The organism is Streptomyces sp. NPDC051320 (assembly GCF_040682175.1).
Classification (GTDB): domain Bacteria; phylum Actinomycetota; class Actinomycetes; order Streptomycetales; family Streptomycetaceae; genus Streptomyces.
On the sequence record NZ_JBFBAL010000014.1, the window covers coordinates 47015 to 63605 of the forward strand.

Below are 16591 nucleotides of genomic sequence, written 5' to 3' on the forward strand. Positions count from 1 at the left end.
TTCCGCCGCTCCACCCTGGTGACCGCGGTCGCCGCGCTGGTGGCGATCTGCCTGGCCGGGTGGTTCGTCCGCAGTGCGACGGCGGGATCCGATGACACGGCGGCGAGCGGGAAGCCGGGTGTTCACGCGGGTGGGACTCCGCAGACACCGGCGCCCCCGCACTCGACCGGCCACGACGACACCGGCCGTCACGACAGCGGCCAGGACGAAAAGCCCGCGGCCACCGGCCCCCTGGCCGGCAAGGTCGTGGTGATCGACCCCGGCCACAATCCGACGAATTACCGCTATCCCCGCGAAATCAATCGCAAGGTGAATATCGGCACCAACTCCAAGGAATGCGACACCACCGGCACATCGACGAACGCCGGTTATGCAGAGGCCCGGTTCACTCTTGATGTGTCGCACCGGCTGCGCGCCCTTCTCGAAAAAGAGGGCGCAACGGTCAAATTGACCCAGGACAACAACCGTCCGTACGGCCCGTGCGTCACGGAACGTGCCGCCATCGGGAACGAAGCCCGTGCCGACGCGGCCATTTCGGTGCACGCGGACGGCTCGGCGGCCGGCAATCGCGGCTTCCATGTGATTCTGCCCGCGCGGGTGAAGTCGGGCGCCGCGGACACCACGAAGATCGTCGCTCCCTCCCGTGACCTGGGCACCCGTATCGCCGGGACATTCCTACGGGACACCGGTAGCGCGCCTTCCAACTACATCGGCGGCGGTACCGGGTTGGACACTCGGGGCGATCTCGGCGGACTCAATCTCTCCACCGTGCCCAAAGTGTTCATCGAATGCGGCAATATGCGCGATCCTGAGGACGCCGCTCAACTCACGAGTGATAACTGGCGTCAGAAGGCCGCGCAGGGTATCGCGGACGGCATCACCGGTTTCCTCCACGGGTAGTTGCGAGACCCGGCACATGACCTACCGGCACAGGCGATAGATTCATCCCAACGACGGAGCCGCCCCCGAGCTCCACGCTGCCCAGACGAGCCGACCGACAAGGACTGTTAAGTGAACATCCGCTCTCTCACTCGAGGCGACGGCGTGGTGATCGGAGCAGCGGTGGTGCTGTTCATCGCCTCGTTCCTCGACCTCACCTCCTACGGCCGCCAGTGCAGCGGTGGCTACTGCTCCAGCATCGACGACTCCTCCGCGTGGGATGTGCTCGGCACGCTGATGAGCATGTTCCTCGGCGGCGTCATCGGGGCTGTCCTGATCATCGTGGCCCGCTCGATGCCGCAGCAGCGCAAGATCGCCGGGCTCGACATGGAGCACTTCGGTGTCGCGTTCGCCATCTTCGCCGCGTGGACGGGCTTTTGGACCCTGATCGACGCCGGAAGCCGTGGTGCCGGTCTCATCCTTGGTTTCATCGCCGCTCTGGTGCTCGCCGCCGGCGCTGTGGCCGGCCCGATCCTGCCTGCGCTCAAGGCGCCGCTGATGAGCGCGCCGAAGCCGGCCGTCACGCCGTCGCCCTACGGTGCGCAGGGTGGTCAGCCGGCCGCGGGCTACGGCTACCCGGGCGGCACCCAGGGCCAGCAGCCCTACGGCGCGCAACCGCAGCCCCAGTCGTTCGGCGGCCAGCCGCAGCAGGCCCAGCAGCCCGCCGCAGCCCAGCCCCAGCAGGCCCAGCCGCAGCCCGCGGCCGGTGCCCCCGCAGGGGACTTCGCCCCGTTCTGGTTCGCGGTTCCGGTCGCCCGGCCGCTGTACGGGGAGGACGGTTCGCCGGCCCCCATCGCCGAACTGGCCCCCGGCACGTGGTACCTGGCGGTCGAGGACCGAGGCCATGGTCTGATCGCGCAGACGCAGGACGGCCGGCGCGGTGTGCTGCAGGACATCACCGGCATTCAGCGCGGCTGACGGCCCGTCGGCGCGGGGCGCCGCGCTCCTCCTGTCCTCAATCGCCGGACGGGCTTGATTCTGGCCGACGTCAGTGCTCGGTCGGCCGAAACCAGCCCCTCCGGCGCTTGAGGCGCGGGGTCCGGGGCGGAGCCCCGGAGGGCCCGCCGCAGGCGGCCCGCTACCCGAACGACGCCCGCTTCAGCCAGAAGTCCAGCAGACCCGCGTCTCCCACCACCTCGACCCGCCCCGCATCCAGCGGCATCCGCCGGTAGAACGCCAGCAGCACATCAGCCAACGGCCCGCGGAGCTCCACCGTCGCATCCCCCGCGCCGCGCCGCCATGTGAACCCGTCCTCCCGGAACTCGATCAGCCACTGCGCCCAGCGGACATCCGTGGCGCAGAGGCGGATCGAGCGCCCGGCGCCGCGCAGCTCCGCCGCTTCCGGGTCGCCCGAGGCCGCCGCGAAGGCGACGATCTGCAGCCACTCCTCGATGGTGTCGGCGGCGATTTCGTCGTCCACCGTGAAGGGGACCCGCGTCGCCAGCATCGCGTCCGCCCGGTGGATGACCGTCTCATGGACCATCCGCCGGGCCCAGAACCCGGCGTGCCGGTCCCAGGCCCACGTCCACACCTCGGCCTCGGGGCCCGCCGCCCGCAGCGTCTCCGCCAGCATCGACGCGCCTTCGGCCAACCAGGTGTCCAGCGCGCCGGGTTCGGCGTCGGACGGGCCGGTGGCGTCGGGCACCTGGTCGTCCGGTACCTCTTCGGGGGCCTGCGTCCGCACGATCGTTTCGGCCCAGCGATGTGCGCCCCCGACGTGACGGGCCAGGTCGCCCAGGGTCCACGCCGGGCAGGTCGGTACCTTCACCGACAGGTCGGCGCCCGCCATTGCCCCCCGCAAAAGGCCGGCCTGCTCGACCAGTTCCTCACAGTAGCGATCATGTTCCCAGGTCATGGCAGCACGATAGATCGGACCGGGAAAGCCGCCCAACGGGTTTCACACGGTCACAAGCGGCAACACGCTCGAACATGTCTCGGTATTCGAACGGAAGCAAGCCGGCGGCGAACATCATCGTCGTGGTCGCCGATGTCGTGGCCTTCATCCTGGGCCTGTGGATTCTGATGTATCTGCTGGACGCGAACCGGGCCAACGACCTGGTGACGTTCATCCACCACGCGGCCGACTGGCTGGCAGGCTGGTCGCGTGACCTGTTCACCTTCGACGAAGCCTGGGCACGGGTGGTGGCCGGCTACGGTCTGGCGGCGGTCGTCTATCTCTTCATCGGGCATGCGCTGGCGGGCCGGGTGCGCCGCTTCTGACAGGCTGCGGGCCCCGGCACGCCGAACGCCTCAGCGGCAGCAGTCCGGCTCCAGTCCAGCCGGCAGTCGTTCGCCGCTGAACACCGCGGTGGTCGCCTCGTGTCCGCCGAGCGCGGCCACCGCGAGCAGCAGTGAGCCGGCGGTCCAGCTGGTGCGCTCCTCCGGCCACCGGGCCCGGTCGTCGAACACGTAGCCGGTCCAGTACATGCCGTCCTCGGCGCGCAGGTGCTGGATGGCCCGGAGGATCTCCAGTGCGCGGTCCGACTCCCCCATCACCCAGAGCGCCAGGGCCAGTTCGCAGCTCTCGCCACCGGTGACCCAGTTGTTGGGGAGGACGCAGCGCACGCCGAGGTCCGGCACGACGAAGCGGTCCCAGTGCGCTTCGATACGTGCGGTGGCCGCGGGTCCGGTGATCGCTCCGCCGAGGATCGGGTAGTACCAGTCCATCGAGTAGCGGCTCTTGTCCAGAAAGCGCTCGGGGTGGCTGCGGATCGCGTGCCCCAGCGCGCCTGTCGCCAACTCCCAGTCGGGCTGCGGCTCTTCGCGCGCCTCGGCGAGCGCCAGCGCGCAGCGCAGCGCCTGGTGGATCGAGGAGGAGCCGGTCAGCAGCGCGTCGGTGACGATGGCGCCGCCCTCCTCGGCGGGCTCCCGCTTCCAGCCGATCTCGCCGCCGGGCTGCTGCAGTTGCAGGACGAACTCGATCGCGCCGTGCACCACGGGCCACATCCGGTCGGCGAATCCGTCGTCGCCGGTGGCCAGATAGTGGTGCCAGACGCCGACCGCGACGTAGGCGCAGAAGTTGCTCTCCCGGCCGCGGTCGGTGACCTGTGCGGCGTCACCGTCCTGGTAGGCGGCATACCAGGAGCCGTCGTCGTTCTGATGTGCGGCGAGCCAGTCGTAGGCCCGCTCGGCTGCCCGGTGCCGGCCCCCCGCGTCCAGCGCCATGGCCGCCTCGATGTGGTCCCACGGGTCCAGGTGGTGCCCACGGAACCAGGGGATGGCACCGTCCGCCCGCTGTACGGCGAGGATCCCGGCGACCGTCAGGTCGGCCTGTTCGGCGGTGAGCACTCCGGGCAGGACCAGGTGTTCGGTACGGCCCGGTGACGTCACGCGCTGATCCCGGGGGTGTGCGGCTTGGTCGCGTACGCCACGAAGCTCTTGCCGACGACCGGGTTCAGCGCCCGCTCGGCGATCCGGGTGGCCAGCGGCTTCTTCATGATGTCCCAGACCAGCAGCTTGTGGTAGGCGCGCACCGGCAGCGCCTTGTCGTTGTCCACGCCGAAGGCGCACTTGAGCCACCAGTACGGGGAGTGCAGCGCGTGCGCGTGGTGGGATCCGTAGGGCCGCAGACCCGCCTCGCGGATCTTTACGAGCAGTTCGTCCGCCTTGTAGATCCGGATGTGTCCGCCCTCCACCTCGTGGTAGGCGTCGGACAGCGCCCAGCAGACCTTCTCCGGGCCGTACCGGGGCACGGTGATCGCGATCCGGCCGCCGGGCTTCAGCACCCGCACCATCTCCGCGAGCACCCCTTTGTCGTCGGGGATGTGCTCCATCACCTCCGAGATGATCACCACGTCGAAGGAGTCGTCGGGGAACGGCAGATTGAGTGCGTCGCCCTCCATGGCGGTGGCGGTGGCGCCCGCGGGGGCCTCGCCCTCCTCCTTCATGGCGGCGAACCACTTGGCGACCTCGCGGATCTCCGCACCGTTCTGGTCGAGGGCAACCACCTGAGCGCCGCGCCGGTAGCACTCGAAGGCGTGCCGGCCTGCGCCGCAGCCGAGGTCGAGGACACGGTCGCCCGGAGCGAGCGGGAAGCGGGAGAAGTCCACGGTGAGCACGGGGGTCTGCCTTCTTCGCGGGGTGGGTGGGGCGGGGTGGTGACGGACCGGCTAGGCGCTCGGGCGCCGGGCCGCGATCGCCTGGCGGTAGCGCTCTGCGGTGTCGATGGCGGCCTGCTTCCAGGTGAAGCGGGCGAGAACACGCTCCCGGCCCGCCGCGCCCAGCCGGGTACGGAGTACGGGGTCGGCGAGCAGCCGGGACAGCGCCACGGCCAGTGCGCCCGCGTCTCCGGGGGGCACCGCCAGGCAGGTCTCGCCGTCGGCGCCGGTGACCTCGGGGATCGCGCCGCCGGTGGTCGCGACCAGTGGGGTGCCGGTGGCCATCGCCTCGGCCGCGGGCAGCGAGAAGCCCTCGTACAGGGAGGGCACACAGGAGATCTGCGCGCCGCGCACCAGGTCGACGAGTTCCTGGTCGCTGACGCCCTTGACGAAGCGGACGGCGTCGTCGAGTCCGTACCGTTCGATGGCCTGCGCGACCGGGCCGTCCTCGGCCCGCTTGCCGACGACGACCAGATGGGCCGCCGGGTTCTCGGTGCGGATCTTCGCGAGGGCCTCGATCAGGTGGACCAGGCCCTTCAGCGGGACATCGGCGCTGGACGTCGTCACGATCCGTCCCGGAACCTCCGGCACCGACGGGTCGGGCGACCACAGGTCGGTGTCGGCGCCGATGTGCACCACGTGGATGCGGTCCCTGCGCACCCCGAGGTCCTCGACGATCTCCTGCTGCGACGAGCCGGAGACGGTCAGCACCGAGGGAAGTCTGCGGGCGACGCGCTTCTGCATCCGAGTGAAGCCGTACCACCGCCGGACGGAGGTCTTCCGCCGCCAGTCGGCGGCGGCCGCGAGCTCGAGCCTGCGGTCGACGGTGATGGGGTGGTGGATGGTCGTGACGAGGGGGGCGCCGAGGTCGCCGAGCAGTCCGTAGCCCAGCGTCTGGTTGTCGTGGATGACGTCGAACCGGCCGCGCCTCGACCTGAGGTGGCGCCCGGCCCGCAGCGAGAAGGTCAGCGGTTCGGGGAAGCCGCCGGTCCACATGGTGGCGACCTCCACGGCGTCGATCCAGTCGCGGTACTCGCCGAGCCCCGGGGTACGGAAGGGGTCGGGGCTGCGATAGAGGTCCAGGCTCGGCAGCTCGGTGAGCGGTACGCCCTCGTCGAGCACCGGGAAGGGCTGGGCGCCGATCACTTCGACGCTGTGCCCGAGCCGGGCCAGCTCCCGCGAGAGATGCCGGGCGTAGACACCCTGGCCTCCGCAGAAGGGGTTGCCCTTGTAGGTGAGGAACGCGATGCGCAGCGGGCCGTCCGCTCCGGCGCTCGGGCCGCCGGCAAGGGGGCCCGCTTCTATGGCCTCAGCGGTCACACTCGGCCCCCTTCTCACTGCAGTCCCGGCGGAGCGTAGCCGCTCGCGCTAATCTAGAACAAGTTCTCGCAGTCCCGGGGCCGGAGTGGGCCCCGGGAGAACACAGCCAGACTTGATCGTTGAATGAGCATCGTTCAACGAGGATCGCTCGATGAGCTTCGAATCTACCGGCAGGTAGCACCGCCGTAACAGCCGGATCAGGTGATTCGCGCCACGACGGGAGTGGATGGGACACACATGGCAGTGGAAGCCGGGCCGACGCCCCTGACGGAGCGCCAGCAGGCCCGACGCCGCCGGATTCTGCAGGCGGGCGCCCAGCTGGCCCGCCGGGGCGGCTTCGATGCGGTGCAGATGCGGGAGGTGGCCGAATCCTCGTCCGTCGCCCTCGGTACCCTCTATCGCTACTTTCCCTCCAAGATCCATTTGCTGGTCGCGACCATGCAGGACCAGCTGCAGCACCTGCACACAACCCTCCGCAAAAGGCCCCCTGCGGGTGACACGCCCGCCGAGCGGGTGGCATCGACCCTGATGGGTGCCTTCCGGTCGCTGCAGCGCGAGCCGCAGCTGGCGGACGCGATGGTGCGGGCCCTGACTTTCGCCGACCGGAGCGTCAGCCGTGAGGTGGACGCCGTCTCGCGGCTCACCACAGCGATCATTCTGGACGCGACGGGCCTGGCGGACCCGACCCCCGAACAGCTCTCGGCGGTCCGGGTCATCGAGCACACCTGGCACTCCGCGCTGATCACCTGGGTGTCGGGGCGGTCGTCGATCGCCCAGGTGAGGACCGATATCGAGACGGTCTGCCGGCTGATCGGTCCGACCGGGTGACCGACCCCGGACCGACGGAGGAACCGGGCACCGGGGTGGCCCAACAGGCCGCTCGGCCACGGCCGTCGAAGTCGGCACCGGGGGAGGATAGTCCGCAGGTCGCAGTACCGTTAAGGTCTGGGTCCAGTACCGCAATCACGAGGGGAGCGGCCGCCGATGGCGCCGGACGAGGCTGTGATCGGCTGCACGGGGAAGCTGGTCCTGGCCACGCGCGGAACCGCGGGCCCCGGTGAGGCCCTGGTTCAGGTGAGAGGTGGCTGGGAGGCCTTTCTCGCCTGGTCCGATGAGCCCATTCCGTACGGGGTGACCGTTCTCGTGATCGATTCGCGCGGTGCTCGCCAGGTCGACGTCATCAAGTGGACCGATCCAGTGGATCCACTCGATGCGCTGACCCTCGACCCCGGCGACGCAGACTAAGGAGAACAAAATGTTCGGTTACCGCGTTCCCGCGCCAGACGAGGCGATGCTGATCTCGGGTGGCAGGCGCGGGTTGGGGGGCGCACCGTTCAGGGTGGTGACCGGCCACGGAAAGTTCGTACTGCCGATCCTCCGCAAGACCCGCTTCCTCACGCTCGCGATGTGCGAGGCGGAGGTCGCCGAGACCTGTGTGACCCGCCAGGGCATCGTGCTGACCGTGAAGGCCGTGATCGCGTTCAAGGTCGGCAACGACACCGAGAGCATCGTCAACGCGGGCCAGCGGTTCCTCTCCGACCAGGACCAGATGTCGGTGCTGACCGGCCGGATCTTCGCCGGTCACCTGCGTTCGATCATCGGCTCGATGACCGTCGAGGAGATCGTCACCGAGCGCCAGAAGCTGGCCACCGAGGTCCTGGAGACCTCGAAGACCGAAATGGCGAAGATCGGCCTGATCGTGGACTCCCTCCAGATCCAGTCGATCGATGACGGCGAGACGGGATACATCGCCGCGATGTCCGCCCCGCACACGGCGGCCATCCAGCGACAGGCCCAGATCGCCCAGGCGCAGGCCACCCAGGCGTCCGTCGAGGCACAACAGGAGGCCACCCGCAACCAGGCCGAGTACGCGCGGCAGACCGCCGTCGTACAGGCGCAGTACTCCGCCGAGGTGGACCGGGCGCAGGCCCAGGCCGCGCAGGCCGGCCCGCTGGCCCAGGCGCACGCGCAGCAGGAGGTGCTCGCCGCGCAGACCGAACTGGCGGAGCGCGCCGCCCAGCTGCGGCAGCAGCAGCTGGTCGCGGAGATCGTGAAGCCCGCGGAGGCGGACGCCGAACGCATCAGGGTGCTGGCGGTGGCGGAGGCCGAGCGGATGAAGATCCAGGCCGCAGCCGCCGCGTCGTACGACCGGGTGGCGCTCGACAGGATGCTGATCGACCAGCTGCCGCAGATCGTCAAGGAGGCCGCGAGCGGTCTGGCCGGCGCCAACGTCAACGTGCTGAACGGCGCCGACGGCCTCGGCGAGATCGCGGCCGGCCTGGTGGGACAGGGCCTGACGATTCTCGACTCGGTACGCAAGAACCTGGGCGGCGACACCGAAGGACACCAAGGCGGGCGCGGGGCCGAGATCCAGCGGTACCTCGGTACGCACCGGGCCGCCGGCGAGGGCGACAACGGGCCGATCGACGTCAAGTAGGAGCGGGACGGGTGGTGGGTGACCGCCGTCGGGGCGGTCACCCACCGGCCGGTAGAGTGGCTCCGTCGTCATCACACCCGCACAGGGGGAAGCCGGTGGAAATCCGGCGCTGACTACCCGCAACCGTCATCCGCCGGCGCTTCGGCGGTGAGCCGGAATGCCCTGTCCGCGGACGTGACCGGCTCGTGTCACCGGAACCTCCGGTGACCGGCACCGTCGAGGTAAGCGGAGCCGGAGCCCCGGTGCCCGCGTGCGCCCGTGCCCGGCTTCCCCGCAGGAGAGGCCGCCGCCCGCCATGACCCTTCGCCGCAGCGCAGCAACCGCGCTCGTCGCTTCCGCCGTGATCTGCGGGGCCGCTGCTCCGGTGGCGCAGGCCGATGACGCGTCGCCCTCGGGGTCCGCCGCACCGTCCGCTTCGCCGTCCGTGGTGATCCCGTCCGGGCTCTACGGGAAGAAGGACCCGACGTTCGACGGGGTGTGGCGGCAGTCGTTGGCGCTGCTCGCCCAGGACACGGTCGATGTGCGGCCCGCGGCGAAGGCCGTCGACTGGCTCACCGCGCAGCAGTGCGCCAACGGCGGTTTCGCCTCCTTCCGTGCGGACCCGGCCAAGCCGTGCGACGACAAGACACTGCTCGACACCAACGCGACCGCCGCCGCCGTGCAGGCACTGGACGCGCTCGGCGGGCACGACGCCGCCGTCCGGAAGGGCGCCGACTGGCTGAAGTCGGTGGCCAACAAGGACGGCGGCTGGAGCTACAACCCGGGCGGCGCCAGCGACGCCAACTCGACCTCCGTGGTGATCGGCGCGCTCGCCGCCGCGGGTGACCCGACCGGCGACGCCAAGAAGGTGCTGGTGTCGCTCTCCATCCCGTGTGACGCAGGGCCGGGCGCCGGGGCCTTCGCCTACCAGCCCGACAAGAAGTCAGCGGGGAAGTCGTATCTGCAGTCGCACATGCCCGGCGCCGAGGACCAGCCGGACTTCGGCAACACCGCCGACGCGGTGACCGCGCTGGGCGCCGACGGCCTGGCCGCGCAGGCCAGGCAACCGCTCGCCTGGCTGGAGCAGAATGCCGCGCCCTGGGCGAAGGACGGCGGACCGGCCGCGTACGCCCAGCTGATCTTCGCGGCGCACGCCAACAACGCCGACCCGCGTGCCTTCGGCACCACCGATCTGGTCAAGGGAATCAACGCGACCGGACCCGCCCCGGCCTCGCTGCACGGCAGCAGTGTGCAGAAGAAGGACACGTCGGGCAGCAGCATCACCATCTGGTGGATCGTCGCCATCGGTCTGGTGGCCGGGGTCGGCGTCGGATTCCTGATGAGCATGCGCGGCAGGAAGCGGCAGCGCTGATGCGTATGCGCAGGACCGCCCCGGCTGTCACCCGGCGCCTCATACCGGCCGTTGTAGCGGCCGTCGCACCGGCCGCGGCGCTCGCGGTGCTCGTCGCCGGACCCGCCCAGGCGGCCGGGTACCGCTACTGGTCGTTCTGGGACCGCTCGGGCAGGACGTGGCAGTTCGCCACCCAGGGCCCCTCTTCGGCGCGGCCGGCCGACGGCGACGTGCAGGGTTTCCGGTTCGCCGTCAGCGCGGACTCGCAGGACGCGAGCAAGCCGCGCGGCGCCGCGGACTTCGACACCATCTGCGGGGGGACGCCCGCCACTGACGGTGCCAAGCGGGTCGCGCTGGTGATCGACTTCGGTACGCCGGCGGACGCTTCCGGCGGGGCGAAGCCCCCGGCGGAACGCACCGCGTGCGCGCAGGTCTCCCCGGACGCCACCAGCGCGGAGGCACTCGCCGCGGTGGCGAAACCGCTGCGCTACAACAGCGCGGCACTGCTCTGCTCGATCGCCGGATATCCGCGGACCGGCTGCGGCGAGCAGGTGTCGACGACCGGCGCCGACCGGACCGGCAGCAGCAGCACTGACACCTCCGGAACCTCCCACGCGAACGGCACTTCCCCCGCGGACGGCACGTCCGACGCGAACGGCGGCCCTTCGGCCGGCCTCATCGGCGGGCTCGCCGCGGTGATCGCGCTGGCCGGCGCCGGGGTGTGGCAGGCGCGCCGCCGGCGCCACCGCGGATGAAGGTGTCGCTCCGCGCCCCCGTGGCCGGCCGTAGCAACGCCCTGCACGCCGGGGCCTGGTGGTTGTGGGCGCTCGGTCTCGCCACCGCCGCCTCCCGCACCACCAACCCCTTGCTGCTCGGTCTGCTGGTCGGGGTCGCCGGCTACGTGGTGGCGGCCCGGCGCACCGACGCCCCGTGGGCCCGCTCGTACCGCACCTTCGTCACGCTCGGGCTGCTGGTCATCGGCATCCGGCTGGCCTTCTCCGTCGTACTCGGCTCGCCGATTCCCGGCTCGCACGTGCTGTTCACGCTGCCCGATGTGCCGCTGCCGCACTGGGCGCGCGGCGTTCGCATCGGCGGCCGGGTCACCGCCGAGCAACTGGTGTTCGCGCTCTACGACGGGGCGAAACTGGCCACCCTGCTGATCTGCGTGGGCGCCGCCAACGCACTGGCCAATCCGGCCCGGCTGCTCAAGTCACTGCCCGGGGCGCTCTACGAGGTCGGGGTGGCGGTGGTCGTCGCGATGACCTTCGCGCCGAACATGGTGGCCGATGTGGTGCGGCTGCGCACCGCCCGCCGGCTGCGCGGCCGGCCGGCCGGCGGGATCAGGGCGGTCCTGCAGATCGGGCTGCCGGTCCTGGAGGGGGCGCTGGAACGTTCGGTCGCGGTGGCCGCGTCGATGGACGCCCGGGGTTACGGCCGCACGGCGCAAGTGCCGACCGCCGTACGGCACACCACCACCGTGCTCACCCTCGGCGGGCTGCTCGGCGTCTGCGCCGGGACGTACGGTCTGCTCGCCGCCGAGGGCGCCTCGTACGGTGTTCCGGTGCTCGTCCTGGGACTGCTCGCCGCTCTCGCCGGGCTGCGTCTCGGCGGCCGCCGCTCGGTGCGCACCCGCTACCGCCCGGACCGCTGGGGCGTACGGTCCTGGCTGGTCGCCGGGTCGGGAATCGCCGTCGCCGCGCTGATGATCCGGGCGGGCGGTGACGGCTCCGGCGCGCTGCACCCGGGGGTCGTGCCGCTGGTGGCGCCGGCCCTGCCGCTGTGGCCCGCGGCTTCGGTACTGATCGGCGTGCTGCCCGCCTTCGTGGCCCCCGTACCGAAGGAGACGACGTAAGTGATCCGGTTCGAGCAGATGTCGGTCCACTACGCCGACGCTCCGCACCCCGCCGTCCAGGGCGTCGACCTGACCGTCCCGGAGGGCGAGTTGGTGCTGCTCGTCGGCCCTTCGGGTGCCGGGAAGTCGACCCTGCTCGGTGCCGTCAGCGGCCTCGTGCCGCATTTCACCGGTGGTGTGCTGAGCGGCCGGGTCACCGTCGGAGGCCGCGACACCCGCACCCACAAACCGCGTGAACTCGCCGACCTGGTCGGAACGGTGGGCCAGGACCCGCTCGCCCATTTCGTCACGGACACCGTCGAGGACGAACTCGCCTACGGCATGGAGTCCCTCGGCATCGCGCCCGACGTGATGCGCCGCCGGGTCGAGGAGACGCTCGACCTGCTGGGCCTCACCGAGCTGCGCGACCGGCCGATCGCCACGCTCTCGGGCGGGCAGCAACAGCGGGTCGCCATCGGTTCGGTGCTGACCCCGCACCCCCGTGTGCTGGTCCTGGACGAACCGACGTCCGCGCTGGATCCCGCCGCCGCCGAGGAGGTGCTCGCGGTGCTGCAGCGGCTCGTCCATGACCTGGGGACGACCGTGCTGATGGCCGAGCACCGCCTCGAACGGGTCGTGCAGTACGCGGACCAGGTCATTCTGCTGCCCGGCCCGGGCGAGGCACCGATACTGGGCGCACCGGCCGAGGTGATGGCGCTTTCCCCGGTGTTTCCGCCGGTCGTCGCGCTGGGACGGCTGGCCGGCTGGGACCCGCTGCCGCTGTCCGTACGGGACGCCCGCCGCCGGGCCGCCGGGCTGCGTGAGCGGTTGGCGAACGCCGAGCCCCCTCCCCCGAACTCCGACGCGCATACCGGCCCGAACGCCGAACCGGTCGCCGTCGCCACCAAGCTCGGGCTGCGGCGCGGGCGGATCGATGCGCTGCGGCAGATATCGCTGTCGGTGCGCCCCGGGGAGACCGTCGCCCTGATGGGCCGCAACGGTGCGGGGAAGTCCAGCCTGCTCGGCGCTCTGGTCGGCATGCACGAGCCGACCGCGGGCAGCGTGCGAGTCGGCGGGAAGGTCCCCCACCGGACCGGGCCGCGCGACATGATCCGCCGGGTCGGCCTCGTACCGCAGGAGCCGCGGGATCTGCTGTACGCGGACACGGTGGCCGCCGAGTGCGCCGCGGCGGACACGGACGCGGGGGCCGAGCCCGGGTCCTGCCGGGCGCTGGTCGGTGAACTGCTCCCCGGCGTCCTGGACACCACGCATCCACGGGACCTCTCCGAGGGTCAGCGACTCGCGCTGGCGCTGGCGATCGTACTGACCGGGCGGCCCCCACTGCTGCTCCTCGACGAGCCGACCCGCGGCCTGGACTACGCGGCGAAGAGCCGACTGGTCGGCGTGCTGCGCGGGCTCGCCCGGGACGGGCACGCCATTGTGCTAGCCACGCACGACGTCGAACTGGCCGCCGAGCTGGCCCACCGGGTCGTGGTGCTGGCCGACGGCGAGGTCGTCGCGGACGGTCCGACACCCGAGGTCGTCGTCTCGTCACCGTCCTTCGCCCCGCAGGTGTCCAAAATTCTCGCGCCGCAGGAGTGGCTGACGGTGACGCAGATACGGGAGGCGCTGTGAGGGCCGTCCGACTCGGCCCGCGCTCGGTCGTCGCGCTGGTGCTGATCACCGTGATGGGTGTCTTCGCCTTCGGCTGGCCGCTGCTCGCCGACTCCGCTTCCGGCCTCGCTCACTCCCAGGACGCTCCCTGGCTGTTCGCCGCGCTGCTCCCGCTGCTGGTCGCGGTGGTGGTGGCGACGATCGCCGACACCGGCCTGGACGCCAAGGCGGTGGCGATGCTCGGCGTACTGGCCGCGGTGGGCGCTGCGTTGCGCCCGCTCGGTGCGGGTACGGCGGGGCTCGAGCCGATGTTCTTCCTGATGGTGCTGAGCGGGCGGGTGCTCGGGCCGGGGTTCGGTTTCGTACTCGGCTCGGTCACGATGTTCGCCTCCGCGCTGCTGACCGGCGGGGTCGGGCCGTGGATGCCGTTCCAGATGCTGGCGATGGGCTGGTTCACCATGTGCGCGGGCCTGCTGCCGGGGGCGGCCGCACTGCGCGGGCGGGCGGAACTGCTGATGCTCGCCGGGTACGGGTGCGTGGCGGCCTTCGCGTACGGCACGGTCATGAACCTGCAGGGCTGGACCTACATCGGCGGCCTGTCCACCGGCATCTCCTTCCACCCCGGGGACCCGGTGGGAGCCAACCTCTCGCGGTTCTTCGCCTACTGCGCGGCGACCTCACTCGGCTGGGACCTGGGCCGGGCCACCGTCACGGTCGTCCTGACCCTCGTCGTCGGCGCCCCGCTCCTCAAAGCCCTCCGCCGCGCGACCCGCCGCGCGGCCTTCGACACGGCCGTGACCTTCACCCCTGCCGAGCGTCAGCGGGTGCCTTAGGCGTCGCTCGGCGCATGGTCCCGGACGGTCGGGGCCCGGTCAGGTACCGCATCGGGCCGTTCCCGGGGCGGGAGCAGCGTGCGCTGTCCTGCCAGCGCATAGGTGAGGCCGAAGCCGAGCAGTACGACCGTCGCCCCGCCCATCGCGTCCAGTACCCAGTGGTTGGCGGTGGTGATGATCGCGCTGACCGTGAAGAGCGGATGCAGCATCGCGATCGCCTTCATCCACCACTTCGGCACCAGTACGGCGACGACGATGCCGCACCACAGCGCCCAGCCGAAGTGCAGCGAGGGCATGGCCGCGTACTGATTGGTCATCGCGGTCAGCGTGCCGTAGTCGGGATGGGCGAAGTCCTGCACGCCGTGGACGGTGTCGATGAAGCCGAGACCCGGCATCAACCGGGGCGGGGCCAGCGGGAAGAAGAAGAAACCGACCAGGCCGAGCAGGGTGGCGAAGGACAGCGAGGTACGGGCCCAGCGGTAGTCGGTGGGCCTGCGCACGTACAGCACGGCGAGGATCGCCAGCGGCACGATGAAGTGGAACGTCTCGTAGTAGAAGTCGAAGAAGGACTCGAGCCAGTGGATCTTCACCACGGCGTGGTTGGCCCAGTGCTCGATGTCGATGTGCAGGGCGCGCTCGATGGCGACGACCGTGTGGCCGTGGGCTTCGGCGGTGCCCCTGCCGGCCTTGGCCTGGGCGCGGATGTGCGAGTACGCCGAGTAGCCGACCCGGATCGCCAGCAGCTCCAGCAGCAGATTGGGGCGCGTCGTCACCCGGCGCCAGAACGGCGCCAGCGGCACGGCGCTCCAGCGCGCCGGGACCGGCTCGGCGTACACCGTCGGGATCGCCGCCTCCCAGTGCGGCGACGTGCGCTCGAGGAACGGCACCGCGCAGGCCGCGGCCAGCGCGGTCAGCAGCACCACGTTGTCCCGCAGTGAGTACACCGCCGCGATGTTGGGAAGCAACACCGCGCCGGGCAGCGTCATTACCAGGACCACCACCGCGGGCCACACCATCCGGTCGGCCGCGCGCCTGCCCACCCGGCCGACGACCGCGAGCAGTACCCACAACAGCTGGTGCTGCCAGGCCGTCGGCGAGACGGCCACCGCGACACAGCCGGTCAACGCGACGGCGAGCAGCGGCTGCCCGTCCTTGGCGTACCGCACCGCGCGGCGCAGCCCGAGCGCCGTGACGGCGGCGGCGAGCGCCAGGAAGAGCACGATCTCCGGCGGCCCGTGCAGGCCGAGGCGCAGCAGCGCACCGTGCAGCGACTGGTTGGCCAGTCCGTCGGGGTGCGAGCCGAGGCCGGTACCCGCCACGTGGTGGACCCAGTAGGTCCAGGAATCGCGCGCCATCAGCGCCCAGGCCAGCGCCGTACACGCGGCGAAGACCGCCGCGGTGGAGAGCGCGGCGCGTCTGCGTCCGGTCAGCCAGAGCAGGGGAACGAACAGCAGCACCATCGGTTGCAGCGCCGCCCCGATCCCGACGAGCAGACCAGCGCCGCGTTCGCCGCGTGCGACGAAGAACCCGAGCAGGACGAGCAGGACCGGGATGATGCTGGTCTGGCCGAGATGAAGCGCGTTACGGACCGGCAGCGACAGCATCAGCAGGCTGATCGCCACGGGCGCGGCGAGCTGGGACGTACGCCGGGACCTCGGTCCGGGCAGCGCACGGGAGGCCACCACGCCCAGCGCGACGACGAGCAGCAGTGTGCCGAAGGTCCAGGCGACACCGAAACTCGCCTCGGCGGAACGGGTCAGCGGTTTGAGTACGAGTCCGGCGAACGGCGTCCCGGTGAACTTGCCGGTCTCGTAGAGCGGGTCCCCGAGATGCAGGACTCCGTTCGCTCCGGTCCAGGTCTCCAGGTCGGTCAGGCGCTCGCTGGGCGGCAGCCGCAGCAGCGCTGCCACCTGCCGCACGGCCAGTGCGGCAACGACCAGCCACAGCACGGCACGCGTCCGCTCGATCCCCGCTCCCGCACCGACCGCATCCCGCGCTCCACTGTGCCCGTCATTCGCCACGCCCCGCCGGACCTCCACCCGTCTTCAGCACCGGCCTTTTCCACACTGGCCGCCTAGAGCCTCGCACTGCCCGGACGAACGGACGCAGGCAACCCCCCGTTCGCCTGACCTGTGCGGTACGTTTCCGGCCATTCAAGCACCCGGCACCGTCATCGGCGGGTCCCTGCTC

The 16591-nt window shown here is 71.3% G+C and carries 16 protein-coding genes and 1 riboswitch; of the genes, 11 read left to right on the plus strand and 5 right to left on the minus strand.

Annotation, left to right across the window (positions count from 1 at the left end; all coding sequences use genetic code 11):
• Nucleotides 1–18: 18 nt before the first annotated feature.
• Nucleotides 19–900 carry an N-acetylmuramoyl-L-alanine amidase gene (locus AB0M87_RS27115; protein WP_365857369.1) on the plus strand — a complete coding sequence of 294 codons (882 nt, stop codon included), beginning with the start codon at nt 19–21 and terminating at the stop codon, nt 898–900.
• Nucleotides 901–1011: 111 nt separating this feature from the next.
• Nucleotides 1012–1857, plus strand: a complete 846-nt coding sequence (locus AB0M87_RS27120) for a hypothetical protein (protein ID WP_365857371.1) — start codon at nt 1012–1014, stop codon at nt 1855–1857.
• Nucleotides 1858–2017: 160 nt separating this feature from the next.
• Here the strand turns inward: AB0M87_RS27120 and AB0M87_RS27125 are convergent, their stop codons facing one another.
• The gene (locus tag AB0M87_RS27125; RefSeq protein ID WP_365857373.1) at nt 2018–2794 is read right to left on the minus strand and encodes a maleylpyruvate isomerase family mycothiol-dependent enzyme; all 777 of its coding nucleotides are present in this window, start codon (nt 2792–2794) and stop codon (nt 2018–2020) included.
• 74 nt (nt 2795–2868) lie between these two features.
• Between AB0M87_RS27125 and AB0M87_RS27130 the strand changes: the two genes are divergently transcribed.
• The gene (locus tag AB0M87_RS27130) at nt 2869–3159 is read left to right on the plus strand and encodes a hypothetical protein (RefSeq protein ID WP_365857375.1); all 291 of its coding nucleotides are present in this window, start codon (nt 2869–2871) and stop codon (nt 3157–3159) included.
• Between the two features lie 30 nt (nt 3160–3189).
• Here AB0M87_RS27130 and AB0M87_RS27135 read toward each other — a convergent pair whose 3' ends face one another.
• The 3 genes from AB0M87_RS27135 to AB0M87_RS27145 are packed head-to-tail and all read right to left on the minus strand — an operon-like array spanning nt 3190 to nt 6356.
• Entirely contained in the window at nt 3190–4269 is a 1080-nt protein-coding gene (locus tag AB0M87_RS27135; protein WP_365857377.1) for a prenyltransferase, read from the minus strand.
• Nucleotides 4266–4997 carry a class I SAM-dependent methyltransferase gene (locus AB0M87_RS27140; protein ID WP_365857379.1) on the minus strand — a complete coding sequence of 244 codons (732 nt, stop codon included), beginning with the start codon at nt 4995–4997 and terminating at the stop codon, nt 4266–4268. Before AB0M87_RS27140 ends, AB0M87_RS27135 begins: the two co-directional genes overlap by 4 nt.
• Before the next feature lie 51 nt (nt 4998–5048).
• Nucleotides 5049–6356 carry a glycosyltransferase family 4 protein gene (locus AB0M87_RS27145; RefSeq protein WP_365857381.1) on the minus strand — a complete coding sequence of 436 codons (1308 nt, stop codon included), beginning with the start codon at nt 6354–6356 and terminating at the stop codon, nt 5049–5051.
• A gap of 237 nt (nt 6357–6593) precedes the next feature.
• Here AB0M87_RS27145 and AB0M87_RS27150 point away from each other — a divergent pair, with 237 nt between their 5' ends.
• The 8 genes from AB0M87_RS27150 to AB0M87_RS27185 all read left to right on the plus strand — a co-directional run bounded on the left by AB0M87_RS27150 (nt 6594) and on the right by AB0M87_RS27185 (nt 14401).
• On the plus strand, nt 6594–7184 hold the full coding sequence (locus AB0M87_RS27150) for a TetR family transcriptional regulator (RefSeq protein WP_365857383.1): 591 nt from the start codon (nt 6594–6596) through the stop codon (nt 7182–7184).
• 156 nt (nt 7185–7340) lie between these two features.
• The gene (locus AB0M87_RS27155; RefSeq protein ID WP_365857385.1) at nt 7341–7601 is read left to right on the plus strand and encodes a hypothetical protein; all 261 of its coding nucleotides are present in this window, start codon (nt 7341–7343) and stop codon (nt 7599–7601) included.
• Nucleotides 7602–7611: 10 nt separating this feature from the next.
• A complete protein-coding gene (locus AB0M87_RS27160) occupies nt 7612–8793 on the plus strand; it encodes an SPFH domain-containing protein (RefSeq protein WP_365857387.1) in 1182 nt (393 codons plus the stop codon).
• Nucleotides 8794–8876: 83 nt separating this feature from the next.
• A riboswitch (cobalamin riboswitch) is annotated at nt 8877–8956 on the plus strand.
• 132 nt (nt 8957–9088) lie between these two features.
• On the plus strand, nt 9089–10144 hold the full coding sequence (locus AB0M87_RS27165) for a prenyltransferase/squalene oxidase repeat-containing protein (RefSeq protein ID WP_365857389.1): 1056 nt from the start codon (nt 9089–9091) through the stop codon (nt 10142–10144).
• A complete protein-coding gene (locus AB0M87_RS27170) occupies nt 10144–10878 on the plus strand; it encodes an SCO2322 family protein (protein WP_365857391.1) in 735 nt (244 codons plus the stop codon). The genes AB0M87_RS27165 and AB0M87_RS27170 overlap by 1 nt, the downstream gene beginning before the upstream one ends.
• Nucleotides 10875–11975 carry an energy-coupling factor transporter transmembrane protein EcfT gene (locus AB0M87_RS27175; protein ID WP_365857393.1) on the plus strand — a complete coding sequence of 367 codons (1101 nt, stop codon included), beginning with the start codon at nt 10875–10877 and terminating at the stop codon, nt 11973–11975. The genes AB0M87_RS27170 and AB0M87_RS27175 overlap by 4 nt, the downstream gene beginning before the upstream one ends.
• Nucleotides 11976–13589 carry an ATP-binding cassette domain-containing protein gene (locus tag AB0M87_RS27180; RefSeq protein ID WP_365857395.1) on the plus strand — a complete coding sequence of 538 codons (1614 nt, stop codon included), beginning with the start codon at nt 11976–11978 and terminating at the stop codon, nt 13587–13589. It abuts the gene before it with no gap.
• A complete protein-coding gene (locus tag AB0M87_RS27185; RefSeq protein WP_365857397.1) occupies nt 13553–14401 on the plus strand; it encodes an ECF transporter S component in 849 nt (282 codons plus the stop codon). The genes AB0M87_RS27180 and AB0M87_RS27185 overlap by 37 nt, the downstream gene beginning before the upstream one ends.
• Here AB0M87_RS27185 and AB0M87_RS27190 read toward each other — a convergent pair.
• Nucleotides 14398–16350 (minus strand): bifunctional glycosyltransferase 87/phosphatase PAP2 family protein, encoded by a 1953-nt coding sequence (locus AB0M87_RS27190; RefSeq protein ID WP_365857581.1) that lies wholly within the window; start codon nt 16348–16350, stop codon nt 14398–14400. The two genes, AB0M87_RS27185 and AB0M87_RS27190, sit on opposite strands and share 4 nt — an antisense overlap.
• Nucleotides 16351–16591 lie beyond the last annotated feature (241 nt).

What these genes read in the sequence shown, in the direction of transcription:
- AB0M87_RS27150 (WP_365857383.1), top strand. Translation starts at nt 6,594, where the DNA reads ATGGCAGTGGAAGCCGGGCCGACGCCCCTGACGGAGCGCCAGCAGGCC.
- AB0M87_RS27160 (WP_365857387.1), top strand. Translation starts at nt 7,612, where the DNA reads ATGTTCGGTTACCGCGTTCCCGCGCCAGACGAGGCGATGCTGATCTCG.
- AB0M87_RS27125 (WP_365857373.1), bottom strand. Translation starts at nt 2,794, where the DNA reads ATGACCTGGGAACATGATCGCTACTGTGAGGAACTGGTCGAGCAGGCC.
- AB0M87_RS27170 (WP_365857391.1), top strand. Translation starts at nt 10,144, where the DNA reads ATGCGTATGCGCAGGACCGCCCCGGCTGTCACCCGGCGCCTCATACCG.
- AB0M87_RS27155 (WP_365857385.1), top strand. Translation starts at nt 7,341, where the DNA reads ATGGCGCCGGACGAGGCTGTGATCGGCTGCACGGGGAAGCTGGTCCTG.
- AB0M87_RS27130 (WP_365857375.1), top strand. Translation starts at nt 2,869, where the DNA reads ATGTCTCGGTATTCGAACGGAAGCAAGCCGGCGGCGAACATCATCGTC.
- AB0M87_RS27175 (WP_365857393.1), top strand. Translation starts at nt 10,875, where the DNA reads ATGAAGGTGTCGCTCCGCGCCCCCGTGGCCGGCCGTAGCAACGCCCTG.
- AB0M87_RS27165 (WP_365857389.1), top strand. Translation starts at nt 9,089, where the DNA reads ATGACCCTTCGCCGCAGCGCAGCAACCGCGCTCGTCGCTTCCGCCGTG.